Source organism: Asticcacaulis solisilvae (assembly GCF_017875235.1).
Lineage (GTDB): Bacteria > Pseudomonadota > Alphaproteobacteria > Caulobacterales > Caulobacteraceae > Asticcacaulis > Asticcacaulis solisilvae_A.
This window is the reverse complement of the sequence record NZ_JAGGMI010000005.1, coordinates 191,437-213,609: the sequence shown is the minus strand read 5'-3', so window position 1 is coordinate 213,609 and position 22,173 is coordinate 191,437. Positions and strand designations below refer to the sequence as shown.

At 61.5% G+C, this 22,173-nt stretch carries 24 protein-coding genes; 15 read left to right on the top strand and 9 right to left on the bottom strand.

Annotation, left to right across the window (positions count from 1 at the left end; genetic code table 11):
* Positions 1 to 26 precede the first annotated feature (26 nt).
* Positions 27 to 650: a glutathione S-transferase N-terminal domain-containing protein gene (locus J2X24_RS10790; RefSeq protein WP_209720892.1), complete on the top strand. Its 624-nt coding sequence runs from the start codon at positions 27 to 29 to the stop codon at positions 648 to 650.
* Here J2X24_RS10790 and J2X24_RS10785 read toward each other — a convergent pair.
* Both J2X24_RS10785 and J2X24_RS10780 read right to left on the bottom strand, forming a co-directional pair.
* On the bottom strand, positions 647 to 943 hold the full coding sequence (locus J2X24_RS10785; protein WP_209720889.1) for a hypothetical protein: 297 nt from the start codon (positions 941 to 943) through the stop codon (positions 647 to 649). The two genes, J2X24_RS10790 and J2X24_RS10785, sit on opposite strands and share 4 nt — an antisense overlap.
* Positions 944 to 1,007: 64 nt before the next feature.
* The gene (locus J2X24_RS10780; protein ID WP_209720885.1) at positions 1,008 to 1,466 is read right to left on the bottom strand and encodes a DUF4442 domain-containing protein; all 459 of its coding nucleotides are present in this window, start codon (positions 1,464 to 1,466) and stop codon (positions 1,008 to 1,010) included.
* A gap of 93 nt (positions 1,467 to 1,559) precedes the next feature.
* Here J2X24_RS10780 and J2X24_RS10775 point away from each other — a divergent pair, with 93 nt between their 5' ends.
* Together J2X24_RS10775 and J2X24_RS10770 are read left to right on the top strand one after the other, a co-directional pair.
* Positions 1,560 to 2,156, top strand: coding sequence for a cytochrome b/b6 domain-containing protein (locus J2X24_RS10775; protein WP_209720882.1), 597 nt, complete (start codon positions 1,560 to 1,562; stop codon positions 2,154 to 2,156).
* Complete coding sequence (locus J2X24_RS10770; RefSeq protein WP_209720879.1) at positions 2,156 to 2,920, top strand: molybdopterin-dependent oxidoreductase; 765 nt, start codon at positions 2,156 to 2,158, stop codon at positions 2,918 to 2,920. Before J2X24_RS10775 ends, J2X24_RS10770 begins: the two co-directional genes overlap by 1 nt.
* 134 nt (positions 2,921 to 3,054) lie before the next feature.
* Here J2X24_RS10770 and ybaK read toward each other — a convergent pair whose 3' ends face one another.
* Positions 3,055 to 3,528: a Cys-tRNA(Pro) deacylase gene (gene ybaK, locus J2X24_RS10765; RefSeq protein ID WP_209720877.1), complete on the bottom strand. Its 474-nt coding sequence runs from the start codon at positions 3,526 to 3,528 to the stop codon at positions 3,055 to 3,057.
* Positions 3,529 to 3,578: 50 nt separating this feature from the next.
* Between ybaK and J2X24_RS10760 the strand changes: the two genes are divergently transcribed.
* Positions 3,579 to 4,457, top strand: a complete 879-nt coding sequence (locus tag J2X24_RS10760) for a 2-dehydropantoate 2-reductase (protein WP_209720874.1) — start codon at positions 3,579 to 3,581, stop codon at positions 4,455 to 4,457.
* A 3-nt stretch (positions 4,458 to 4,460) separates the two neighbouring features.
* Here the strand turns inward: J2X24_RS10760 and J2X24_RS10755 are convergent, their stop codons facing one another.
* Together J2X24_RS10755 and J2X24_RS10750 are read right to left on the bottom strand one after the other, a co-directional pair.
* Positions 4,461 to 5,486, bottom strand: coding sequence for a threonine aldolase family protein (locus tag J2X24_RS10755; protein WP_209720871.1), 1,026 nt, complete (start codon positions 5,484 to 5,486; stop codon positions 4,461 to 4,463).
* A gap of 4 nt (positions 5,487 to 5,490) precedes the next feature.
* On the bottom strand, positions 5,491 to 5,811 hold the full coding sequence (locus J2X24_RS10750) for a DMT family transporter (RefSeq protein ID WP_209720867.1): 321 nt from the start codon (positions 5,809 to 5,811) through the stop codon (positions 5,491 to 5,493).
* Between the two features lie 436 nt (positions 5,812 to 6,247).
* Between J2X24_RS10750 and J2X24_RS10745 the strand changes: the two genes are divergently transcribed.
* The 3 genes from J2X24_RS10745 to J2X24_RS10735 are packed head-to-tail and all read left to right on the top strand — an operon-like array spanning position 6,248 to position 10,514.
* Positions 6,248 to 6,889 (top strand): cupredoxin domain-containing protein, encoded by a 642-nt coding sequence (locus J2X24_RS10745; protein WP_209720864.1) that lies wholly within the window; start codon positions 6,248 to 6,250, stop codon positions 6,887 to 6,889.
* A gap of 6 nt (positions 6,890 to 6,895) precedes the next feature.
* Entirely contained in the window at positions 6,896 to 9,268 is a 2,373-nt protein-coding gene (locus J2X24_RS10740; protein ID WP_209720861.1) for a putative bifunctional diguanylate cyclase/phosphodiesterase, read from the top strand.
* 1 nt (position 9,269) lies between these two features.
* Complete coding sequence (locus tag J2X24_RS10735; protein ID WP_209720850.1) at positions 9,270 to 10,514, top strand: hypothetical protein; 1,245 nt, start codon at positions 9,270 to 9,272, stop codon at positions 10,512 to 10,514.
* On the opposite strand, the gene J2X24_RS10730 is transcribed toward J2X24_RS10735, so the two are convergent.
* The 3 genes from J2X24_RS10730 to J2X24_RS10720 are packed head-to-tail and all read right to left on the bottom strand — an operon-like array spanning position 10,504 to position 11,989.
* Complete coding sequence (locus J2X24_RS10730) at positions 10,504 to 10,974, bottom strand: SRPBCC family protein (protein ID WP_209720847.1); 471 nt, start codon at positions 10,972 to 10,974, stop codon at positions 10,504 to 10,506. The two genes, J2X24_RS10735 and J2X24_RS10730, sit on opposite strands and share 11 nt — an antisense overlap.
* A complete protein-coding gene (locus J2X24_RS10725) occupies positions 10,975 to 11,310 on the bottom strand; it encodes an ArsR/SmtB family transcription factor (protein WP_209720845.1) in 336 nt (111 codons plus the stop codon).
* Entirely contained in the window at positions 11,300 to 11,989 is a 690-nt protein-coding gene (locus J2X24_RS10720) for a glutathione S-transferase family protein (protein WP_209720842.1), read from the bottom strand. Before J2X24_RS10720 ends, J2X24_RS10725 begins: the two co-directional genes overlap by 11 nt.
* A gap of 180 nt (positions 11,990 to 12,169) precedes the next feature.
* Here J2X24_RS10720 and J2X24_RS10715 point away from each other — a divergent pair, with 180 nt between their 5' ends.
* The 7 genes from J2X24_RS10715 (at position 12,170) to J2X24_RS10685 (ending at position 20,728) form a co-directional block, all read left to right on the top strand.
* Complete coding sequence (locus J2X24_RS10715) at positions 12,170 to 12,787, top strand: PepSY-associated TM helix domain-containing protein (RefSeq protein ID WP_209720839.1); 618 nt, start codon at positions 12,170 to 12,172, stop codon at positions 12,785 to 12,787.
* 11 nt (positions 12,788 to 12,798) lie between these two features.
* Positions 12,799 to 13,320, top strand: coding sequence for a DUF2271 domain-containing protein (locus tag J2X24_RS10710; protein WP_209720836.1), 522 nt, complete (start codon positions 12,799 to 12,801; stop codon positions 13,318 to 13,320).
* Positions 13,321 to 13,445: 125 nt separating this feature from the next.
* Complete coding sequence (locus tag J2X24_RS10705) at positions 13,446 to 14,375, top strand: DUF4198 domain-containing protein (RefSeq protein WP_245344609.1); 930 nt, start codon at positions 13,446 to 13,448, stop codon at positions 14,373 to 14,375.
* Between the two features lie 147 nt (positions 14,376 to 14,522).
* Positions 14,523 to 16,835: a TonB-dependent siderophore receptor gene (locus J2X24_RS10700; RefSeq protein WP_209720832.1), complete on the top strand. Its 2,313-nt coding sequence runs from the start codon at positions 14,523 to 14,525 to the stop codon at positions 16,833 to 16,835.
* 72 nt (positions 16,836 to 16,907) lie between these two features.
* Positions 16,908 to 17,588 (top strand): Fe2+-dependent dioxygenase, encoded by a 681-nt coding sequence (locus J2X24_RS10695; protein WP_209720829.1) that lies wholly within the window; start codon positions 16,908 to 16,910, stop codon positions 17,586 to 17,588.
* A gap of 194 nt (positions 17,589 to 17,782) precedes the next feature.
* Entirely contained in the window at positions 17,783 to 19,051 is a 1,269-nt protein-coding gene (locus J2X24_RS10690; RefSeq protein ID WP_209720827.1) for a spinster family MFS transporter, read from the top strand.
* A gap of 342 nt (positions 19,052 to 19,393) precedes the next feature.
* Positions 19,394 to 20,728: a tyrosine-type recombinase/integrase gene (locus J2X24_RS10685; RefSeq protein WP_209720824.1), complete on the top strand. Its 1,335-nt coding sequence runs from the start codon at positions 19,394 to 19,396 to the stop codon at positions 20,726 to 20,728.
* A gap of 922 nt (positions 20,729 to 21,650) precedes the next feature.
* Here J2X24_RS10685 and J2X24_RS22545 read toward each other — a convergent pair.
* Entirely contained in the window at positions 21,651 to 21,944 is a 294-nt protein-coding gene (locus J2X24_RS22545; RefSeq protein WP_245344608.1) for a hypothetical protein, read from the bottom strand.
* Between J2X24_RS22545 and J2X24_RS22935 the strand changes: the two genes are divergently transcribed.
* The gene (locus J2X24_RS22935; RefSeq protein WP_404977822.1) at positions 21,840 to 22,154 is read left to right on the top strand and encodes an excalibur calcium-binding domain-containing protein; all 315 of its coding nucleotides are present in this window, start codon (positions 21,840 to 21,842) and stop codon (positions 22,152 to 22,154) included. The genes J2X24_RS22545 and J2X24_RS22935 overlap by 105 nt on opposite strands.
* The last annotated feature ends 19 nt before the right edge of the window (positions 22,155 to 22,173 follow it).

Genomic DNA, 22,173 nt, shown 5'->3' with positions numbered 1-22,173 from the left:
TCTCCGCAACACAAAGGAGAGACAGCATGATCGACCTCTATGTCTGGGGCACCCCCAATGGCCGCAAGATCACCATCATGCTGGAGGAGCTCGGCGAGCCATACAATACGCACAAGGTCGACATCTCCAAGGACGAGCAGTTCGCGCCGGAATTCCTCAAGATATCGCCAAACAACAAGATCCCGGCGATTGTCGATACCGACACGGACGGCGGGAGCTTGAGTCTGTTCGAATCCGGCGCCATCATGATCTATCTCGCCGAAAAATACGGCCGCTTCCTGCCGGACGAAAGCCGCTATACCGCCATTCAGTGGCTGATGTGGCAGATGGGCGGCTTAGGGCCGATGATGGGCCAACTCGGCTGGTTCGTCGTGTCGGACAAGGAACAGACGCCGACCGGCGTCGAGCGCTATAAAAAGGAAACCGAGCGCCTGTTTGGCGTGCTCGACAAGCGTCTCTGCGAAGCCAAATACGTGGCCGGCGAAGACTATACGATTGCCGATATGGCCATCTATCCGTGGATTACCCAGTACCGCGTCCGCGTGAAGGACTATGTCGAGCCGCTCCTTCAGGCGCGACCGAACATCCTGCGCTGGCTAGATGAGGTCGGCCAACGCCCGGCCGTGCAGCGGGGCATGCAGTTGCCCTAATCGCGCCGGTGATGCCCCTTGCCGCCATGTTGCGGCATGACGACGCCGACGCACATGTTCTGATTGTAGTCGAAATAGGTCGGACGTTCGCAGTTCGGCACGTAGGATGAGCAATAGGGCGTGCCGTTGGTCGGGCTTGCGTAATATTGTCCCTGGTCCTTGCACGACTGGGGCGTTGGGAAGGCGGCGGCCAGACCGTTGTTGAAGGCTTCAAGCTGCGCGGTCGTGCAGCCGCTCAATGCCATTGCCAGGCAGAGCCCAGCCGTCACGGCTATCAGATACTTGTTGCGCATACGTCCCCCGAAGCACAGTTCCTGACGGGTAGGCTAATGCAGGTCGAACGGTTCGGCAACCGGCTCAGCTGGGCTTCTTCGCATCCTTGCGTCGGACATAGAGCACCTTGTGCACCTTGGCTACGACCAGTCCGTCCTCATCGATGATATCGACATCGTATTCCGGCTCGGTCTTGCCGCGTGTGTCGGCCTCCGCCTTGACGCGCGCGATCTCTTCGGGCGGGATGTGAAAGACGGCGCGGACATGTCTGCGGCCGGGCTTGAGGAACTGGATCGACGCCGCCTTGTCCCAGACGATGTAGCCGGGCCCCAGATTGTTCATCAGGATCGCCACGAAGAACGGATCGCACATCATGTAGAGCGCACCGCCGAACTGCGTGCCGAAGATGTTCTTGTTCCACCAGCGCAGCTTCATCTCGACCGTGACGGTGGTAAAGTCCTTAGTCACGTTGATGACGCGGATGCCCGCGCCGATCAGCGGCGGGTAGAGATTGATCAGTTTGAAGCGGTCTGCCTTTGCCATGTCGCTCTTTTATACTGATTGGTACAAAATTCAAGCTGTAACCTGACCTTGGTATCGTGCGTATCTATGTTAAGGTGCGGCACGGAGAGGCACATGGCCATAGGCAAACCCAGCATTCACCCGCTATGGCTCAGGCTGGTCCACTGGACCAATGCCGCCGCGGTCGTGATCCTGATCATGAGCGGCTGGCGGATCTATAACGCCACCGGCTTTATGGGCTTCAAGTTTCACAAGGACATGACGCTCGGCGGCTGGCTGGGCGGGGCGATCCAATGGCACTTCGCCGCCATGTGGATATTGTTCGCCAACGTCGTCATCTATGCGGTCATGAGCGTGGCGACCAGACGCTGGAGCCGCAAGTATTTTCCGCTGACGCCGAAGAGCCTGTGGGACGATGTGCGGCACTTCGTGCGCGGCAAGCTCAGCCACAGCGATCTCAGCATCTACAATTCCATCCAGAAGGCGGCTTACCTGTTCGCCATTATTGACCTGGTCGTACTGGTCGTGTCGGGGCTGGCGCTGTGGAAGCCGGTGCAGCTGTCGTGGCTGGCCGTGCTGGTCGGCGGCTATGAAGGCGCGCGGCGGGTACACTTCTTCGCCATGGCCGGCATTTGTGCCTTCATCGTCGTGCACGTGGTGATGGCCCTGCTGGTGCCGAAAACCGTCAAAGCCATGCTGTGGGGGCGATGATGAACGAACAGATCAAGACCGACGAAGACGCCATACTGAAGGAGGCTGATGGCCTGCTGAAGGACCCCGGCAAGCGCCGGCTGCTCGGTAATGTGCTCACGCTCGGCGGGCTGTCGCTGGCGACCGGCGTGACCCTGGAGCACTATGGCTCGGTCAAAAAGATGCTCGAAGCCGTATCGCGCTTCAATGACGGGGCGCAGGCGCTGATCTTCAATCCGGCGGCGATGGCGCACGAATATACCGAAGCCGACGTCACCAAGCCATTTCCGTTCAACGCCTTCTACGCCAAAAGCAAGGCGCCCGTGGTCGATCCCGCGACCTTCCGGCTGGAGCTGTCGGGCAAGATCGCGGATCGCCGGCCGTGGACGCTCGACAAGCTTTATGGCCTGCCGCAGACGTCACAAATTACCCGTCATATCTGCGTCGAGGGCTGGAGCGCCATCGGCAAGTGGGGTGGGGTGACCTTTTCGGAATTCCTCAGGCGGGTGGGGGCCGACACGACGTGCAAGTTCGTCGGCTTCAAATGCGCTGACGGTTATTACACCTCGATCGACATGCCGACGGCGCTGCACGCCCAGACGCTTCTGACCTTTACCTTCGGCGACGAGATTCTGCCGCGTGAATATGGTTTCCCCATGAAGCTGCGCATGCCGACCAAGCTGGGCTATAAGAACCCCAAGCACATCGTCGAGATCTGGGTCAGCAATGTCTATCCCGGCGGCTATTGGGAAGACATGGGCTATAACTGGTTCGGGGGGAGTTGATCTTTAGTCCCCTCTCCCGCTTGCGGGGAGAGGGCTAGGGTGAGGGGCTGTTTCCCGACATGACGGAGTGTGTAATTTGCCCCTCACCCGGCCCTGTGGGCCACCCTCTCCCCGCAAGCAGGGAGAGGGGATTTTTACGCCATCAAATCCACAAATCCCGCATTCAGCACTCTTGCCGCATCGTCCGGCGCGATGCTGAGCAGCAATCCGCGCTGGCCGGCATTAATATAGACCGTGTCGAACAGCTGCGCCGTCTCATCGATCGCGGTCGGTACCGTCTTCTTCTGGCCGAAGGGCGATATCCCGCCAACCTTGAAGCCCGTCAGCCGCTCGGCGTCCGGCACCTTCATCATATTGGCCGACTTGCCGCCAAAGTGCGCGGCCAGCTTCTTCATGCTGACCTCCAGGGGCGATGGCACGACAACACAGACCGGCTTGCCGTCCAGTTCGGCCATCAGCGTCTTAAAGGTCTGGTCCGGATCGATCCCCAGCGCCTCGGCGGCCTGGAGCCCAACCCTTGGCGCGTCGGGATCGTAGGGATAGGGATGCAGGTCGAAGGCGATGCCGGCCTGGGTGAGGGCGAGGGTCGAAGGCGTGGTCTTGGACATAATGGGCGTTTTAGGCCTATAAGGCCCGCTGATTCAACCCGTGAGGCGACATGGCCACTATCACTCTTATCGGTCCCGGCGCCATCGGCTTGACCGTCGGCATGGCTCTGCTCAGCGCCGGCCACGACGTGACCTTCGTGGCGCGCGAGCCGTTCGACATGCTGAGCGTGACCATGAATGACGGCGAGGTGCGCCAGCGCCCGGTGCGGGTGGTGACGGCCGACAAGGCGCCGCCGGCCGACTGGGTGTTTCTGTGCGTCAAGGCGCACCAGGTGGCTTCGGCCGCCGAAGCGCTCAATCGCGCCATCCAGCCGGGTACGCGCATCGCCGTCCTGCAAAATGGCGTCGAGCATATCGAAAACACCGCGCCGCACGTGCCGCAAACGACGCTGATCCTGCCGGTCATGGTCGATATTCCAGCCTCGAAACTGGGGACGGGCCGGGCAGCGTGGCGGCGCAGCGCGCACATGGTGGTCGAGGATACCATCGACGGCCAGGCGTTTCAGGCGCTGTTCAACGGCACCTTCATCGATGTTTCGCTGACCGAGGACATGACGACGCGCCTGTGGCGCAAGCTGCTGGTCAATGCCGGGGGCGGCGCCATCCTGTGTCTGAGCGGCAAACCCATGAAGGTCTTCCACGAGCCGGGCATTATCGAGCTGGCGCGCGGCATCCTGCACGAATGCATCGAAGTGGGCCTTGCCGAAGGCGCGAAGCTCAGCGAGGAGATGGTCGAGGAGCAGATTAATGCCTGGCTGGCGGCCAGGCCCGAAGAGACCAATTCGATGTACGATGACTACGTTTCCGGGCGGATGACCGAATGGAATGCCCGCAACGGCGTCCTGGTGCGCAAGGCCGAAAAGCATGGCATTTCGACGCCGATCAGCTGGGTGCTGGTGCCGCTGCTGGCGGCGCAGAGCCGGGGGTAAGCTCTATTGGCAGTCGCCCAGGAACTCAGCGACCTCGGCCTCGGTCGTCGAAAAGCTGGTCACCAGACGATAGGCGTCATTGCCCTCGTTGGGCCACGGATAGAAGCGGTGTCCCTTCGCCATCAGCCGGTTGGCCAAGGTCTTCGGCAGGGTGACGAATAGCTCATTGGCCTCGACCGGATGCAGCAGGGTGACGCCCGCCATTCCGGCCAGCCCGTCGCGAAGCGCCTGTGCCATCGCATTGGCGTGCGCGCCCAGCTTCAGCCACAGGTCGTCGTCGAGCAGGGCCTGCAGCTGCGCCGAGACGTAACGCGCCTTCGACGGCAGTTGACCGCCGCGTTTATGGATGTAGGCGAAATTTTCAATCAATGATGGATTGAAGATAAGAACGGCCTCGGCCAGCATGGCGCCGTTCTTGGTGCCGCCGAAACTGAGAATGTCGACGCCGGCTTCGTGGGTGACCTCGGCCGGGTGGCAGCCGAGATGGACGACGGCGTTGGCGAAGCGCGCGCCGTCCATGTGCATGTAGAGGCCGTAGGCCTTGGCGACGTCCGACAGGGCGCGGATCTCGGCGGGACTGTAGACCGTCCCCAGTTCGGTCGCATTGGTCAGGCTGAGGGCGCGGGGCCGTGATGTGTGCGGCGCGTGCTCCAGCGTCCGTTCGATCAGGCTGCCGATACCTTCCGGCGTCAGCTTGCCGTGGGCGCCGTCCAGCGCCACGATCTTGCCGCCGGTGAAGAACTCCGGCAGGCCGCATTCGTCGTTATTGATATGGCTCTGGCGGTGGGCCAGGATCGACTCGTAAGGCCGGATCATCGCCGCCAGGGCCAGGCCGTTGCACGCAGAGCCGTTGAACACCGGAAAGACGCGCAAATCCGGGTGCCGGAAGGTTTCGCGCAAGGTCTCCTGAAGCCTCAGCGTCACTGCGTCGTTGCCATAGGCGGGCATGGCGCCGTCATTGACCGCGGCTAGGGCGGCCATGACGTCGGGATGAACGGGAGCGGTATTGTCGCTTGCGAAACTGGCCATGGACTTAGTTCGGAGTGGCGATCTTCATCAGGATGAGACCGGAAATGATAAGAACGGCCGCCAGGACGCGGGTAAAGCCCAGGGGCTCACCCAGTACGGCGGCGCCGACGATGAAGGCGCCCACGGCGCCGATTCCCGTCCAGATGACATAGGCCGTGCCCAGCGGCAAGGTGCGCATCGACAGCGACAGCAGGCCGAAGCTGGCAATCATGGCGACCAGGGTCACGATGCTGGGGGTGAGCTTGGTGAAGCCTTCCGACTGTTTCATCGCGTAGGCCCAGACGATTTCCAGAAACCCCGCGCAGACAAGATAGATCCAGGCCATCCGGCCCTCCTGAAGAGAACCGGGCCGTCCCGGAAAATCATACCCAAGATGGGGAGGTCGTCCTCGTTGTCTCAGATAGTCGGTCGGCGCGAAAATGCCAAGACGGCGCGGCAAGGCGCATTGGCGTTTTTTCAGACAATTGTACGAAAATTCTCGAAAAACACCGTTCGCTTGCTTTCCGGCCTTTGCGAAACGCCGCTGTATAACAACGTTTGCATAGTTGGCTGTTAATAAATTCCCGCTTGAGGAGAAATTGTCCAAGAGAAGCGGGATGCCTTGGATGTCATGGCTTTGCGGCAAAAATAGACAATACGGAACGCTGATACTTGGGCAGGAATGTAAACACTTCACCCGGTGCCTTTTGCGCTGTGCTTTAAGGTCTCCAGAAAAGCCAAGATTTACCGACTCTTATATTTGTTATGATACACGATCGGGCATGAAGATTGTTTTCGCGCGTCTCCTTGTCCTTGTTGCGTGCCTGTTCGCCGCGCCCGCCAGCACCCTGGCGGCCGACCTCACGGTCGTGGTGACGGACACCGCCGGCAAACCCGTGCCTTCGGCGGTCGTGACCTTTGCGCCCGCCAATGGGGCGGCCATCGCCGCTGGCTTGAAGGCCGGCGCCTATACGATGACGCAAAAGCTGATGAAGTTCGCGCCCTACGTCCTGGCGGTCCCGGCAGGGGCCACGGTCAACTTTCCCAACCAGGACCGCGTCAACCACCACGTCTATTCGTTCTCGAAGGTGCAGCCCTTCCAGTTTCCCCTGTACGGCCAGGGCAAGACGCGCACCATGAAGTTCGATCATCCAGGCACTGTCGCCGTTGCCTGTAATATCCATGACTCGATGAGCGCCTATATCCGCGTCGTCGATACGCCTTATTTCGCCACGACCGATATGTCTGGCCGCGTCACCTTGGCCGGCGTGCCGGAAGCGGCCGGCAGGCTGTCGGTCTGGCAGCCGATGATGGATGCGCCGGAACATTCGGTTTCGCGCGCCCTGGCATCCGGAAAGTCCGGCCCGCAGACCTTCGCGATCAAGGTCCGCGGCGGCGCCCTTCCGGCAAGTGGAGCATACTAGGTCCCGATGGCTTTCAAACGGTTGAGCACCAAGCTGGCGGTCATGTACGGAGGGCTGTTTTCCGCAGCCCTGCTGGTCATTGCCATTGCCTGCTACATGGCGGTCATTTCCTATGCGCGCGTGTCGGTGCAGAAGGAACTGCAGGCCAATGCCGAAGTCTTCAAGCGCATCTGGACGCTGAATTCCGAAGCCCTGCAAACCAATGCCGGGCTGCTTTCGCGTGATTTCGGCTTCAAGCAGGCCTTGGCGACCAACGACAAGGCAACCGTCGAATCGGCCTTCCTCAATCTTCAGGGCCGCCTGAACGCCGATGCCGGCGTGATTCTGGGCGCCGACGGCCAGCCCGTCGCCGGCGATCAGTCGGCGCTGTCGCAAACCGTGACCTCCGCGCTGGCTGGCCGCGACGCCTGGCAGCCGGTTTCAGGCATAGTGGCGGTCGACAGCCGCCCGTGGCAGGTCGTGGCCGCGCCGGTCATGGCGCCCGACCGTCTCGGTTGGGTCGTCTTCGCCTCGCGCCTGGACGAATCCGAAATGCGCGGCATGGAAACCCTGTCGGCGATCCCGATTCGCGCGGCCGTTATGACCCAGACGCGCGGCGGCCTGTGGCAGGGGCCGCCGGAACAGACGCGCGACTTCAAGACCGATTCTTTAAGCTTCGTCATCGACCAGAGCCTGCAGACCAAGGCCGCCAGCATGGTCGACAGCGCCAAGGGTTCGCTGATCGCCGTCGCCACGCCGCTGCCGTCGCTGGATGGCCGCCAGACCAGCGTGCTCTTGCTGACCTATCCGCTCGGCCATGCGCTCAAGGCCTACCAGCCGTTGCTGACAGTGCTCCTGGGTATCGGCACCTTGGGGCTGGTGCTGGTCGTCGTCGCCAGTCTTTATCTGTCGCGGTCCCTGGTGCGCCCGATCCTGGCGCTCAAGGACGCCGCCTTCAACCTCAAGGCCGGCCGCTCGGGTCAGGTCCGCGTCGACAGCCATGACGAAATGGCCGACCTAGCGCATGCCTTCAACGCCATGGCGATCTCGATCGAGGACCGCGAGCGCGACATCACGCGCCTGGCCAAGACAGACGTGGCGACCGATCTGCCGAACCGCTCGGCCTTTGAAGACTATATCACCGCCATGCGCGATCGTTCCGGCGAAAACGGTATGGTGGTCATCGCCATCGGCATCGAGCGCTTCGCCCATATTCGCGCGGTCTGGGGCGTTGCCTATGCCCATACCCTGGTGTCGCGTCTGCAGGCGATCCTGGCCAGCATCTTCGACCGCGCCTATATTTCGCGTCTGTCGGCCGATACCCTGGGCCTGACGCTCAGCCCGTGCGCCGCCGAGCAGGCCCTGCCTCTGGCCCGCGCCATCCAGGCGCGTCTGGCCAAGCGCATCAAAGTCACCGATGACCAGAGCCTCGATGTCGTCGTGACGCTGGGCGTCTATCATATTGGTACCTCGCGCCCGACCGCCGACGAAATGATCGAACGGTCGCTGATCGCGCTCGACCAGGCGCGCGCCTCCAAGTCGTCGATCGTCCTGTTCGACCCGCGCATCTATTCGGAGCTTGCCGACAACCTGCTCCTGACCGACCAACTGTACGCCGCGCTTCAGCAGAAGCAGATGGAGGTCTGGTACCAGCCCAAGTTCTGCTACCGCGCCGGCCGCATCACGGCGGTCGAGGCGCTTGTCCGCTGGCAGCACCCGGAGCGCGGCTTCGTGTCGCCGCAGCGTTTCGTGCGTATCGCCGAGGAAACCGGCTGTATCCGCGACCTGACGCTGCAGGTCCTGCAGACCTGCCTGGCCGACCAGTCGCGCCTGAAGGCGCTGGGCATCGAACTCGACATCTCGATCAACTATTCCGGCCGCCTCCTGAGCGACGAGCAGTTCAATGCCCGGACCCTGGCCATGTGCGATGACGCCGTGGGCGGCATCTGCCTGGAAATCACCGAAACGGCGGTTATCGAAGACCCGACGATCGGCCTGGCGGCGATCAACACCTTCGTCAGTCACGGCCTGGAAATCTCGATCGACGATTTCGGCACCGGTCTGTCGTCGCTGAGCTACCTCAAGCAGATCCCGGCGCACGAGCTGAAGATCGACCGCGCCTTCATCATGGAAATCGAAAGCGGCCAGCGTGACGCCCTGCTGGTGCGGTCTTCCATCGACCTGGCGCATGGCCTGGGCATGAAGGTGACCGCCGAGGGCGTCGAAACCGCCGCTGCCTTTGGTCTGCTGCAGGCCATGGGCTGCGACATGGCCCAAGGCTATGGCATCGCCAAGCCGATGTCGTTCGAAAAGCTGGTGCCCTTCATCGAGGACTTCTCGCGCAAGGGCATTACCGCCGCCATGCCGAGTCTGGTCGCGCCCCAGAAAGCCGCCAGTTGATATGAAAGGCCTGTGCCTGGCCATACTGCTGGGACTTGGCATCGCGGGCGGCGCACAGGCCGAGACGCAACTGTTCACTCGTGAAAATATCGATGGCTGGGTCGATGTCCGCGCCGCCACCGCCGATGGCGAGCGCGGCTGGTTGGACGGTGGTTTCGGCAAGCTGCGCTACGGCAATGACAGCCGCCTGGCGGTTGCGCAGGCGGCTTTGGTGTGGAAGCCGCGCCTTAGCGACACCGTCACCGGCTACATGGTCGCGCAATATACGCCCGACGCCTTGAAGCCCTGGGGCATCGAAGAAGCCTTCATCAAATGGAAGCCCGTGCCGGTCTCGGACCTGAAATATTCGGTCCGGTTCGGCCAGATGTTCCCGCCGGTATCCATGGAGCATGACGGCGCCGGCTGGTCGGTGTCGCGCACGCTGACGCCGTCGGCGGCCAATGCCTGGATTGGCGAGGAAGTCCTGGTCGACGGCATCGAAGGCGCTGTGCAAAAGACTTTTGGCGGCCATGTTCTGGGCCTGATGGGCGCGGTCTTCACCGGCAACGACACATCGGGGACGATCCTGACCTGGCGAGGCTGGGCCTTGCACGACATCGCCTCGAACCGCGACAGCGTCCTGCCCCTGCCCGCGGGGCAAAAAGGTTGGGCGCAGATATTCAATACCGGTCGCCAGGCGCCGTTCAGCGACGTGTCGGCCGAAATCGACGGCAATAGCGGCGAATATGTTCGCCTTGACTGGCGGCCGCCGGCGCCGTTTGCCGTCAATCTCGAATATTATGCTAATGAAGCCGATCCGGAAGCGATGCGCCACAGTCAGTGGGGCTGGGACACGCGCTTCTGGAATCTGGGCGTCCAGGCCCGGCCGGCCGGCAATGTCGAAGTGCTGGCGCAATATATGAGCGGCACGTCCGTCATGGGCTGGCGCAGGTCGGACGGCTGGGCCTTCGACGTCGCGTTCGACACGGCTTATCTGCTGGCGACGCGCGAGCTGGCCAATGGCGCCAGGCTGACGGGCCGGGCGGACTATTTCGCCGTCAAGGACCGGTCATGGCAGAGCCGGGACGACAATACCGAAAAGGGCTATGCCGCGACGGTGGCCTATATGCGTCCGCTCAATGCGCATCTCGACCTCGCGGTGGAGGCTCTGCATGTGGTGAGCCACCGCCCGTCGCGCAGCTATCAGTCGCTTGAGCCGCGCCAGGTCCAGACGCAGTTGCAAGTCGCGCTCAAGGTCAAGCTTTAGGCAGACCTTCTTGCAGGTCCAGCTCCAGCCGGTCGAGCCCTTCCTCGGTACCGCGCCTGCGCTCGTCGCGATCCTCGTGTCCGTCGAGATAGGCCAGCTGTTCCGTCAGGAGCAGCCGCGTGCCATCGCCATCGGCGTGGAATTCGACCGTGACCAGCGAGGCCGACAATGACCGGCCATTGGCGGTCATGGCGTAAGCGAAGATGATACGCGCGTCCGGCACGATCTCCAGGAAGGTCTTGTCGACGGTCATGCGTGTGCCATCGGCAAGCGTGGCGCGATAGGTTTCCTGGCCGCCTGTCCGGAAGTCGAGGCTGTACTCGGTGGCGCCCGTCTCGGCATGGCAGTCCGACCAGCGCCGCTTGGCGTCAGGATCGGCCCAGGCATGAAAGACCCGCGCGGGTGAGGCTTTGAAGCGGCGTTCAAGCACGAAATCGGTATGGGTGACGGATCGCTGCACCTACGCATCTCCTTCGAGAAATTTTTCCAGGCGGTCGAACTGCCGGTTCCAGCGCGCCTTCCGGTCCGCAACCCAGGCCTCCAGCCCGCCGAAGGCGTCGGACGCCATGGAATAGGTCCGGGTGCGCCCGACCTTTTCAGAGCGGATCAGCCCGCCGTCCTCCAGTATGGCCAGGTGTTTAAGGGCTGAGGGCAGGGCGATGCCCAGCCGGTGCGCCAGGTCCGACATCGACGCCGGGCCGCCGCTCAAATGGTCGATCATGGCGCGCCGGTTGCTGTCGGCCAGCGCCGTGAACATGCGGTCCATGCTGTCGGTGTGGGAGGGCTCAGCCCGCATTGTCATCCTCCGGCCGGTACTGCGTCGGCAGCGCATGGCGCAGCGGATAATACTGGAAGAAGGGCCTGGCCTCGGCAATGGTGCGCGCCACGGACGGTCGCGCCATCAACCGCGCGAAATAGGCGGCAAGCCGCGTCTGGCCGGCCGCGAAGGGCTCAATGGTCGCGGCATAGAACAGGGATGGGGCCGCCGCGCAGTCGGCCAGGGTGAAGGTCTCGCCCGCCGCCCAGGTCCGCTCGCCGATCTTGGCCTCTATCAGCGCATAGGCGCTGACGAGGGCGCGCCGTGTGTTGTCGAGTTCACGGGCGTCGCGTGCGCCTTCAGGGCGCAGGTGCTGGGCGACGAACCGCTGCATCGGCTCCATGACGTAAGAGTCGAACACCCGGTCCCACAACCGGACTTCCAGCTGCTCTTGCGGCGTGCCGGGCAGAAGGCGGGACGGCCCGGGACGGATCTGGTCGATATATTCGATCATGATCGAGGTTTCGGGCACGACCCGGCCATCATCCTCCAGCAAGGGAATCTTCGCTGTCGGCCACAAGGCTTCGAAGGCCGCGCGCGCGGCCGGGTCGCCGAGATTGACCATGCGCGTCTCGAAGGGAATGTCCTTTTCATAAAGGGCGATCAGGACCTTCCAGCAGTAGGAGGCCAGCGGGTGGGAGTGCAGGATCAGCGACATGGCGCCCTCAATAGTTTCCGTTTTGGCTAAGTATCAGGACGTGTTGAGGATCGCAAGCAAAACTTTCCCAACTGGCTAAGTTTTGTCCCTGACGCGTAATTGCCACAATGGCGGCGACAATTTTGCTAGTTGATAATAATTCTCATTGTTATGCGTCGCGACGGATGCTAAGGGGCGGGCATGTCGCGCTTTCAGCTTTCTCCCAACTTCTGGCGTATCCAGCTGCGTCAATGGCACTGGATCAGTTCGGCCATCTGCCTGGCGGGCCTGTTGCTGTTTGCGGTGACCGGTTACACGCTGAACCATGCCGCCGACTTCGACGCCGAGCCCAGGACGGTCCGGATTGAAAAGGTGCTGGACGCGGCGACCTTGCAGGCGCTGGAACGTGCGAAAGACAAGTCGCCCCTGCCGGGCGCGGTCGTGGCCGCGGTCAAGGCTGAGACAGGTGCGGACGTCGCCAAACGTCCGGCCGACGTGTCCGAGGACGAGGTCTTTGTTGATCTGGCGGGGCCCGGCGTCGGTTCGTCCGTCACCATCATTCCGGAAACCGGCGAGCTGATCTATGAGCGCACGACGCGCGGGACGATCGCCGTGCTCAACGACCTGCACAAGGGGCGTCACACCGGCCCCGTCTGGTCGTGGTTCATCGATATCCTGGCCCTGGCCTGCGTGGTCTTTTCGATCACGGGACTGGGGCTTCTTTGGGTCTATTCCAAGAACCGCGCCATTACCTGGCCGCTGGTCGCGGCGGGCCTGGCGCTTCCCGTCATTCTCTTCCTTTTGTTTGTACATACCTAGGACTACATACAATGGCACCGAAATCCCTGATGTGGGGCGGCAGCGCCCTGATCCTTACCGTAGCGCCGGTCGTGGCGCAGGCCGGTCAACTGGCCGTCGACGTGACCATCCCGCAGCAGAAGGTCGCCGAGTACCATAAGCCGTACGTTGCCGGCTGGCTGGAAGACACCAACGGCAAGGCAGTCAAGACGCTGTTCGTCTGGTACGACGTGAAGAAGCGCGAAAACGCCGGCCAGAAGTGGCTGCCGGACGTGCGTACGTGGTGGCGCAAGGCCGGCCGCGAAATGACCCTGCCGGTCGATGGCGTCACGGGCGCCACGCGCGCCCCGGGCCGCCAGACCCTGACGATCGACAGCGCCGCCCTGAAGGGCCTGTCCGCCGGGCAATACAATTTCGTCGTCGAAGCCGCCCGCGAAGCCGGTGGCCGCGATCTGGTCCGCGTACCGGTCGCCTACAATCCTGCCAAGGCCGTCGCGGCCCAGGGCAAGGGCGAAGGCGAATTGGGCGCGGTATCATTCGCCTACAAGCCGTAATCGCGACATAATGCAAATGGTTCGCAAGAATCTTGTTGCGAATGATTTGCAAGAATGTTAACCCAACCGCAACAACGACAGGTCGCTATTTATTGCCGCCTTGTCACAAAACACCGGGCACACAGATGATGACCAAGGGGCTGAACTTCAAAGGGCTCAATTTCAAGAGGCTGGGTATGGCGTGCGGCGTAGCCGCGCTGGCTATGGCGGCATTGGCGCCGATGAGCGCCGAGGCGCACCGCCAGTGGCTCAAGCCATCGGCCGCCCAGGTCGAAGGCAAGGCGCCGTGGGTAACAGTCGATGCCGCCAGTTCCGAAGGCATTTTCGACTTCGACCACGTGCCGGCGCGCCTCGACAACCTGGTCATCACCGGACCGGATGGCCAGGCGGTAGAGGCGCAGAACAAATGGACCGGCAAGATCCGTTCAGCTTTCGATGTCGAGCTGAAGACGCCTGGCACCTATCGTATCGCATTGGTCAATGCCGCCGTCATGGGCAGCTACACCCTCAATGGTGAAACCAAGCGTTTCCGCGGCACCGAAGCCGATTATCAGTCGCAGGTTCCGGCCGGCGCGACGGATGTCCGCATTTCGCGCAACTTCAGCCGCATCGAAACCTTTGCTTCGGCCAACAAGCCGAACGACGCAGTCCTGCAGCCGACAGGCAAGGGGCTTGAAGTCGTGCCGCTGACCCATCCCAGCGAACTGTTCGTCGGTGAGGCCGCGAAATTCCGCTTCCTGCTCGACGGCAAGCCGCTGTCCGACCTGAATGTCACGGCTATCCCCGACGGCGGCCGCTTCCGCAACGCGCTGAAGGAAATCGTCGCGACGACGGACGCCAATGGCGAAGTCGCCATTACCTGGGAACTGGCCGGTTTCCACCTGCTGACCGCCAGCTATCCGCCGCGCCGTCAGGGCGGGGAGGGCCAGGGTGGTCCTGGTCAGGGTGGTCCTGGTCAGGGTGGTCCGGGGCAGGGTCAAGGTCAGGGCGGTCCGCAGGACCAGCCGGCTGTACGCTACTCCTACACGGCGACCTTTGAGGTTTTGGCCAACTAAAAAACGCGCAGCCCGCCGCGCATCCCGGCGGGCTGTTTCCCGACTATTCGATGCAAATGATACCTATTCGCAGCTGAGGGGGCATCCTTGGCATGCTTCCTCCCCCGGACGCCCGAGCGGCGCCCATGCAAACTAAGGACTACGACCATGAGCCATATTCGCAGCCGCAAGCACGCGGTCAATCCATACCTCGCCGCCCTGGCTGCCCTCGCGGTCGCCGCCCCTGTCGCGGCCGTCGCTCAGGAGCACGGCAATCACAAGGACGAGCGTCATGGCAAGCGCGACCACGACCGTCACGGCGACGAAGACGAAGCCGTTATCCACGGCCAGCGCGAAGGTTATCGCGCCACCGAGGTGACGTCGCCGAAGAAGACGCAAGCCCTGCTGGACACGCCGCAGACCGTGAGCGTTATCGGCCGCCAGCTGCTCGACGAGCAAAACGCCCTGTCCCTGACCGACGCCTTGCGCAACACCCCGGGCATTACCCTGCAACTGGGCGAGAACGGCAATACCGCGTCAGGTGATACCTTCCAGATGCGCGGCTTCTCGACCCAGACCTCGCTCTTCCTCGACGGTATCCGCGACCTCGGCGCCATCAGCCGCGACGTCTTCAACGTCGAACAGGTCGAAGTCGCCAAGGGACCAGCTGGCGCCGATATCGGCCGGGGCGCATCGTCGGGCTATATCAATCTCGTCTCCAAGCTGCCGAATCTGTCGGGCGGCACGACAGCCGTTGTCAGCGCCTTCAGCCAAGGCGGCGCCCGCGCCACGGTCGACTCCAACCTGCGCCTCAGCGGCTCCAGCGCGTTCCGCCTGAATCTGATGACCCAGGACGTCGAGGCCCCGGGCCGCGCCTACGTCAAGAATTCGGGCTATGGCATAGCGCCGTCCTATGCCATCGGTCTCGGTACTGACACGACCTTCTACATCTTCGGTCAGTATCTGAAGCAGGATAACCTGCCCGACGGCGGCCTGCCGTCGATCGGTATCAAGGGCTTCTATAACGCCACGGCGCAGCTGGCGGCCGGCGCAAGGGTCGATCGTGAGAACTATTACGGCAGCCCGAATGACTACGAGGATGTCGAGGCAGTCATGCTTTCCGGCAAGATCGTCCACACGCTTCGTGGTGGCGGCAAACTGACCAATACGTCGCGCTACGGTAAGACGACGATGGACCGCATCCTGACCGGCATCAACGGCCTTAACCCGACAGGGTCCGGCGCCGTCTCGGCCACGCCCGCGACCTGGACGATCGCGCGCACCCGCCAGCGCGTCGATCAGGAAAACACTATCCTTTTCAACCAGACGAACTACAGCTTCGCCATCGAATCCGGCAGCGTCAGACACGACCTGTCCGTCGGCTTCGAAGTCGGATACGAAAGCCAGTTCAACCGGACCTATGGCAACTCGGCCAGCAATCCTGTCACGCACGTGACGACGACGATCGCAATTCCGGCGGCCAATCTCTACAATCCCAATGTGAATGACGTCCTGCCGGATCCGCTCGAGACCGGCGCCTTTACGGATGGTGACAGCACCACACTGGCGGCCTATGCCTTCGATACCATCGAAATCGGCGAGCAATGGCGCGTCAGCGGCGGCGTCCGTATCGATAATTACAACATGACCACCGATGTCGCGGCGGCAGCAACGACGACAAGCGCATCTACGGTTACGCGCATCGAAGGCGACGGCACGCTCGTCAGCTGGAATGTTGGCGTCATCTACAAGCCGACATCGGCCTCCAGCCTCTACGTCGCCTACGGCAACGCGCTGACTCCTCCAGGCGGCACGAACTTTTCACAGAGCGGCACGGCCTCCAGCGCCGCTAACCCGATCTTCGATCCGCAGGAAACGGCCAGCTTCGAAGCCGGCGGTAAGTGGGATGTCAGCCGTCGCCTGACCCTGACGGCCGCCTATTATAATACGGTCGCAAAGAATGAGCTGACCCAGGAAGAACCAGTCGGTTCGGGCCAGTACATCCAGGTCGGCGAACGCAAGGTCTCGGGCTTCGAATTCAGCGCCACGGGCATCATCATTCCGAACTGGCAGATTTCCGCCGGCATCCAGACGATGAAGACCGAAATTGAACAGGGCACAACCGGCAACAATGCCGCCGGCGCCGCCACGCGCTGGTCGCCCGAACTGACGGCGACGGTGTGGACCAGCTACAAGTTCACGCCGAAGTTCAGCGCCGGTATCGGCGGGCAATATGTCGGCGAGCAAAAGCGCGTTGTCGATCCGACGGCCAACCCGGCAACCCAGAACATGCCGAGCATCGATGGTTATTTCGTTGCCAACGCCATGGCGACCTACGACCTGACCAACCGCGTCGCCCTGCAGCTCAACATCAACAACCTCTTCGACGAAGATTATGTGAGCACGCTCAACAATGGCGGCTCCCGCCTGGTTCTGGGCGCGCCGCGCACGGCGACCCTGAGCGCTCGCGTCCGCTTCTAAGCCGCGAGTCTTGCTCGCAAGGAAAGGCCCCGGTTTTACACCGGGGCCTTTTCATATAATGGAGTCGGCATCATGATGCTCCACATTCCCCAACTGCTGACCACTGAAGAACTGGCGTCGCTGCGCGCGGACCTTGAGGCCGCGCCGTGGCGCGACGGCGGCATGACGGCCGGCGCCCAGGCCAGCAAACTCAAAAAAGCGGAGCAGTTGCCTTACGAAGACCCGGTCAATCAGCGCCTGAGCGCCATCGTCGCGGCGGCGTTGAAGCGCCATCCCATGTTTGTCTCGGCCGCCCTGCCCAGGACCATTCTGCCGCCGCGCTTTAACCGGTATTCCGGCGGCGGTGAATTCGGCAACCATGTCGACAGCGCGGTCCATCTCGATCCGTCGACGGGGTTGAGCGTCCGCACCGACATATCGACGACGGTTTTCCTCAGCGATCCGGAAGACTATGACGGCGGTGAGCTTATCATCGAGGACACCTATGGCGCGCATGAGGTCAAGCTGCCCGCCGGTGATGCGATTCTCTATCCTTCGACCTCGCTCCATCGCGTCGAGCCGGTCACGCGGGGTACGCGAACGGTGTCCGTACTGTGGACGCAGAGCATGGTGCGCGACGGCGTGCGCCGGCAGATGCTCTTCGATCTCGACATGGCCATCCTGAAGCTGAGGGCGCGCTTAAGCGATTCGGAGGAGGTGGTAGGGTTGACCAGTCACTATCACAACCTGATCCGGCAGTGGGCTGAACTGTAAGCAGCGCTTCAAACACCGAAAAGCCGTAAGGCCCTTTGCTGATGATGGCTGGGTCTTACGGCTTTTGGTTAGGATCTGGTCGTTAGAAACACCGATACTATAGCAGCTTGCGCCTAAGGAACGGATCGGGTTTCTGGCGCTTCGCCTAAGGAAGCTGTAAAGACGCCCGGAACACCAGGCGAAGGGGAAGACGAATGACGGGAACCGGAGCAGGGGAGAGGTTCGCGGGTGGCCGCTGGTTGATGCTGTTCATGCTGCTGGTGGTCTATGCGGTCAACTTTCTAGACCGTCAGATACTGAGCATCCTCAAGGAACCCATAGCGGCGGAACTCGGCCTCGACGACGAACAGTTGGGCCTGATGGGCGGCCTGGCTTTCGCGTTGCTCTATACCACGCTCGCCGTCCCCGCCGGATGGCTGGCCGACCGGACATCGCGCGTGTGGATCATTACCGGCGCGCTGGCCCTATGGTCCGGATTCACCGCCCTGTGCGGCCTGGCGACGAATTTCTGGCAGTTGTTCGCGGCCCGGATGGGCGTCGGCGTTGGCGAGGCCGGCGGCGTGGCCCCGGCCTATAGTCTGATCGCCGACTATTTCCCACCTCCCTTGCGCGCCAGCGCCATGGCCATCTTCTCATTCGGCATTCCCGTCGGCAGCGCCTGCGGTGTGCTGGCGGGCGGACTTCTGGCGGCGCATATAGACTGGCGCTGGGCCTTCCTGGCCATGGGCGCGGGCGGTGTGCTGCTGGCGCCTGTTTTCCGTCTGGTGGTGAAGGAGCCTGTCCGTGCGCGCCCCGATGCCGTGGGGCAACCGGCCATGCGCTTCTCGGCGGTCATCCAGCTGGCGGCATCCAAGCCGTCCTTCTGGCTGATGTCCCTGGGCACAGCCTGCGCCTCGATGGTCGGCTACGGCATCATGTACTGGATGCCGACCTTCCTGGCACGGTCGTTGGGCATGGACCTGGTCAGCCGGTCGTGGCTGTTCGCGGGCCTGCTGTTGATCAGCGGGATCATCGGCATGAGCCTTGGCGGCTTTCTCGCCGATCGCCTCGGCGCAAGGCACAAGGGCGCCTATGCCCTGGTTCCTGCCCTGGCTTTCCTGGCGTCCGCGGCGCTCTACCTGCTGGGGGTGATGGCGCAAACGCCGCTGCAGGCGTTTCTGCTGTTTCTGGCGCCCCAGGCCTTGGGGCTGGTCTGGCTGGGGCCGGTTGTGGCGGCCGTGCAGCACCTGGGGCCGGCGGCGTCGCGCAGCCTGATGTCGTCGCTGTTCCTGCTGGTCAACAATCTTATTGGGATTGCGCTTGGGACCTATGCCTTTGGCAAGTTGTCGGAGATTTTGAAGCCGCATTATGGCGCCGAATCGATTCGCTACGCCTTTCTGTACGCGCTGAGCTTTTACGTGCTGGCGGCGGTGCTGCTGATTCTGGCGGCAAGACGCCTGAAAAAGGACTGGGTAGAGGAGTAGGGGGGCGCTTTCTGGTTGGGCAGATTCTATGGAGCTCGGAACGAGGGTGGGATTGGCTCCGCTGCGCTCCGCCGAACCTGCGCATCTGCGATGCTCCGGTTACGAACCCGCATTTTTGCTTTTACCGTGGGTTCGATCCCACCTCGCACGAGCGGTGTATATTTAAATGAATGGCGGAGAGGGTGTCCGCCCAACATTTGTTTTTCGCTGTGTACAAATGTCAGGAGTGCCCAAAAAATAAGTAATTCGTTCAGATGGTTTGCCAATGGGCCGTGCCCGGCTGTATGTATTTGTCATGTCCGTGCAAACTAAAAGTATGGGCCAAAGTATGGGGCAGCTGTCATGACGGGCGATGTAGTTCGAAAGAAACCGGGACGCGGAGCGAACCTTGCGGAGATCGCACGGAGCAAGAAGCCGCGTCGCAAGGCGGGCGAGCGCCTGACTGACACCACGGTCGATCAGATAACGAAACCCGGCTATCATAACGACGGAAACGGCCTTTATCTTTCTGTCAGCGCCAAGGGTGCTAAGTCGTGGGTCTTTCGCTTCAAATGGGAAGGTAAGCTCAAGGAGATGGGCTTAGGCCCGTTCCCCTCCATCAGCCTGGACGCGGCCCGCGCCGACCGTGACACATGGCGCAGGGTCTATCAGATCGATGGCTTAAACCCGATAGAGATTCGACGAGAACTGGAAGCCGCCAAGAAGGACGAGGAAGGGCGCGGCGATCGGGAAAGGGCAGAGGCAGAGGCCAGACGCACAGCCGCCACGTTCGAGGCCTGCGCAACCGCCTACGTGGACGGCCAGGAAGAAGGCTGGAAGAACGCCAAGCACCGCCAGCAGTGGCGCAATACCCTGAAAGAGTATTGCGCCCCGATATGGGGTAAAGACGTTGCCGACATTACAAACATCGATGTTCAAGGCGTCTTGGCGCCGATATGGCTAACCAAGCACGAGACCGCTTCACGTCTGCGCGGCCGAATAGAACGTGTGCTCGCATTTGCTAAGGTGAAGGGCCTGCGGACAGGCGAGAACCCGGCCCGGTGGAAAGAGAACCTTGATCACATGCTGCCGCAATGGAAGCGCCGACTTGTGCGCGGCCATCACAAGGCCAAGCCCCACGAGAAGGTCAAGGAACTGGTTGCCGAATTGCGTGGCATCGAGACTGTAAGCGCACTAGCCCTAGAATTTACGATCCTGGCCGCGAAGCGCACCACCGAAGTCAAAGACATGGTGTGGAATGAGATTGACCATGCTGCGCGCGTCTGGACCATCCCACCGGGACGCATGAAAATGAACGAGCTTCACCGCGAGCCGCTGACCGGTCGGCAAATGGAAATTCTCTCCCTCATGGCGGAGATGCGAACGCCGGCTGATCAAAGCGCGCCCGGCGGCGGCTACGTGTTTAAGGGGCTGAAACCCGGTAGGCCGATATCATCGGGGACGATGTACCAGCTATTGAAGCGCAAGATGAAGCATGACGCCACCGTGCACGGCTTCCGCTCTTCGTTTCGGGATTGGGTTGCAGACGCAACCACGTTCCCGCGTGAACTTGCAGAAATGGCGTTAGCCCATAAGGTCGCAGACGACACCGAGGAGGCGTATTGGCGGTCTGACGGACTTGAGAAGCGCCGTAAGATCATGGAGGCTTGGGCAACGTATGTAGAGCCGAACTTCTAGAGGCCTGAGAGCAACCCGATTCAATGTTAGGCTAGTCAAACGGGTAAATCTTATGATGGCGCTCCTCGTGCTTGCCCTCCTATAGATCCGCCCACCGTCGAAAATTCTCCGGCCGCTGTAAGGTCGTGTCTGGCTCATTTTGTCAGTTGGCTAATTATCTGGTTACGCAAACGCTCCCAGTTTAATCCTTGATCCTCAGCACTGGCCCTTTATGTGGACGACATCGGGACAACAGCGCTGCCTCATCGCTGAAGACACATAGCCTGTAATATAAGCTGATTGGAGATATCAGGTTACGTTTCGCAGAATCGAGGGCATATTTCTTGCTCAATTGAACGTTTTCTCACAACAAAATGCAGCGAGTCGAGATTCTCGTGTTGATGGTTTTTTTATTTTGTGGTTAAGCTTTCGTTAACGGTAAACATACGATTTTGCCGTGTCGCTTTCTGACCTTCATCGTTTTTGAACCAAGGTCAGTTAGATATACAACAAGAGCCCGCAGCCGGTATGACTGCGAGCCCCTGTTTCGGTTTACCGTCGCCGGATCGGCTGCATCGCCAGTGCCAACAAAGCTATGACAAGCTGACCGGTGACGGATATATCCACCGAAACAATCAGATGAATATCCATCTTCATGCCTCTGTGGTCTAGTCCGCGGCTATTGTAGGCTGCCGCACCCCCATACTGCCTAATTTTTTACAAAATGCGAGTCTGTTAACCCTCTTTTTTAACTAAATTCGTAAATTTGCGCTCCGGCCTACGCTCAGGAGCGATGTCTCCGTGCCATTTCCGCAGTTGTTCCGGGGCTTGCGTCAAGAGTTGAGTCCCAAGGGTTGGCCCTTCAACCGGCGTCACCGTAACACCCGTCTCCAGTGTAGTTGTTCCATCCCGGGCTTGAATGATGCGAAACGTCACCTCGGCTTTAGCCAAGCTTATAGCTATCGCGTGGATCGATGCCGTTCGGCTTTTGCGTTGTTAGCTGCGTGGCCCAGAATAACGACGTTTCTTTAAAATGCGAGCGTGCTCTTGCATCTCTGATTGAATCCTCCCTATTCTCCCTTAATACGAAAATGCCTGGGGAGGCGAAATGCGGTTTCTGATCGCGTTGTTGGTGGCGGCGGCAACGATTGCGCCGGCCGATGCGTTCGCCCACGGTGGCGGCCTGGATAAGTACGGCTGCCATAACGACCGGAAGCGCGGCGGCTATCATTGCCATGGCTCAGGCCGGTCGCCAGCTTCGTCACGGCCTCAGCAATCCTCTGCCAAGCCCCGCAAGCCAGCGAAGGCGCAGAGCCTGATGCAGTCATCGGTCTACTATGCCAATTGCTCTGAGGCACGAGCAGTGGGCGCCGCTCCTCTGAAGCGCGGTGAGCCTGGGTACAGGCCTAAAATGGATAGAGACGGTGATGGCGTGGCCTGTGAATGATCCCTCATGACGTGCCCCG

Excerpts from the sequence above, each read along its gene's own strand:
- J2X24_RS10770 (WP_209720879.1), top strand. The coding sequence starts at position 2,156 with ATGAACGAACAGATCAAGACCGACGAAGACGCCATACTGAAGGAGGCT.
- J2X24_RS10685 (WP_209720824.1), top strand. The coding sequence starts at position 19,394 with ATGACGGGCGATGTAGTTCGAAAGAAACCGGGACGCGGAGCGAACCTT.
- J2X24_RS22545 (WP_245344608.1), bottom strand. The coding sequence starts at position 21,944 with ATGGCAATGATAGCCGCCGCGCTTCCGGTCGTTATGGCAGCCGTACTT.
- ybaK (WP_209720877.1), bottom strand. The coding sequence starts at position 3,528 with ATGTCCAAGACCACGCCTTCGACCCTCGCCCTCACCCAGGCCGGCATC.
- J2X24_RS10720 (WP_209720842.1), bottom strand. The coding sequence starts at position 11,989 with ATGTCGCTGATCCTGCACTCCCACCCGCTGGCCTCCTACTGCTGGAAG.
- J2X24_RS10760 (WP_209720874.1), top strand. The coding sequence starts at position 3,579 with ATGGCCACTATCACTCTTATCGGTCCCGGCGCCATCGGCTTGACCGTC.
- J2X24_RS10715 (WP_209720839.1), top strand. The coding sequence starts at position 12,170 with ATGTCGCGCTTTCAGCTTTCTCCCAACTTCTGGCGTATCCAGCTGCGT.
- J2X24_RS10750 (WP_209720867.1), bottom strand. The coding sequence starts at position 5,811 with ATGGCCTGGATCTATCTTGTCTGCGCGGGGTTTCTGGAAATCGTCTGG.
- J2X24_RS10735 (WP_209720850.1), top strand. The coding sequence starts at position 9,270 with ATGAAAGGCCTGTGCCTGGCCATACTGCTGGGACTTGGCATCGCGGGC.
- J2X24_RS10755 (WP_209720871.1), bottom strand. The coding sequence starts at position 5,486 with ATGGCCAGTTTCGCAAGCGACAATACCGCTCCCGTTCATCCCGACGTC.
- J2X24_RS10725 (WP_209720845.1), bottom strand. The coding sequence starts at position 11,310 with ATGCGGGCTGAGCCCTCCCACACCGACAGCATGGACCGCATGTTCACG.
- J2X24_RS10745 (WP_209720864.1), top strand. The coding sequence starts at position 6,248 with ATGAAGATTGTTTTCGCGCGTCTCCTTGTCCTTGTTGCGTGCCTGTTC.
- J2X24_RS10700 (WP_209720832.1), top strand. The coding sequence starts at position 14,523 with ATGAGCCATATTCGCAGCCGCAAGCACGCGGTCAATCCATACCTCGCC.
- J2X24_RS10710 (WP_209720836.1), top strand. The coding sequence starts at position 12,799 with ATGGCACCGAAATCCCTGATGTGGGGCGGCAGCGCCCTGATCCTTACC.
- J2X24_RS10780 (WP_209720885.1), bottom strand. The coding sequence starts at position 1,466 with ATGGCAAAGGCAGACCGCTTCAAACTGATCAATCTCTACCCGCCGCTG.
- J2X24_RS10790 (WP_209720892.1), top strand. The coding sequence starts at position 27 with ATGATCGACCTCTATGTCTGGGGCACCCCCAATGGCCGCAAGATCACC.
- J2X24_RS10785 (WP_209720889.1), bottom strand. The coding sequence starts at position 943 with ATGCGCAACAAGTATCTGATAGCCGTGACGGCTGGGCTCTGCCTGGCA.
- J2X24_RS10705 (WP_245344609.1), top strand. The coding sequence starts at position 13,446 with ATGATGACCAAGGGGCTGAACTTCAAAGGGCTCAATTTCAAGAGGCTG.
- J2X24_RS10775 (WP_209720882.1), top strand. The coding sequence starts at position 1,560 with ATGGCCATAGGCAAACCCAGCATTCACCCGCTATGGCTCAGGCTGGTC.
- J2X24_RS10695 (WP_209720829.1), top strand. The coding sequence starts at position 16,908 with ATGATGCTCCACATTCCCCAACTGCTGACCACTGAAGAACTGGCGTCG.
- J2X24_RS10740 (WP_209720861.1), top strand. The coding sequence starts at position 6,896 with ATGGCTTTCAAACGGTTGAGCACCAAGCTGGCGGTCATGTACGGAGGG.
- J2X24_RS10690 (WP_209720827.1), top strand. The coding sequence starts at position 17,783 with ATGACGGGAACCGGAGCAGGGGAGAGGTTCGCGGGTGGCCGCTGGTTG.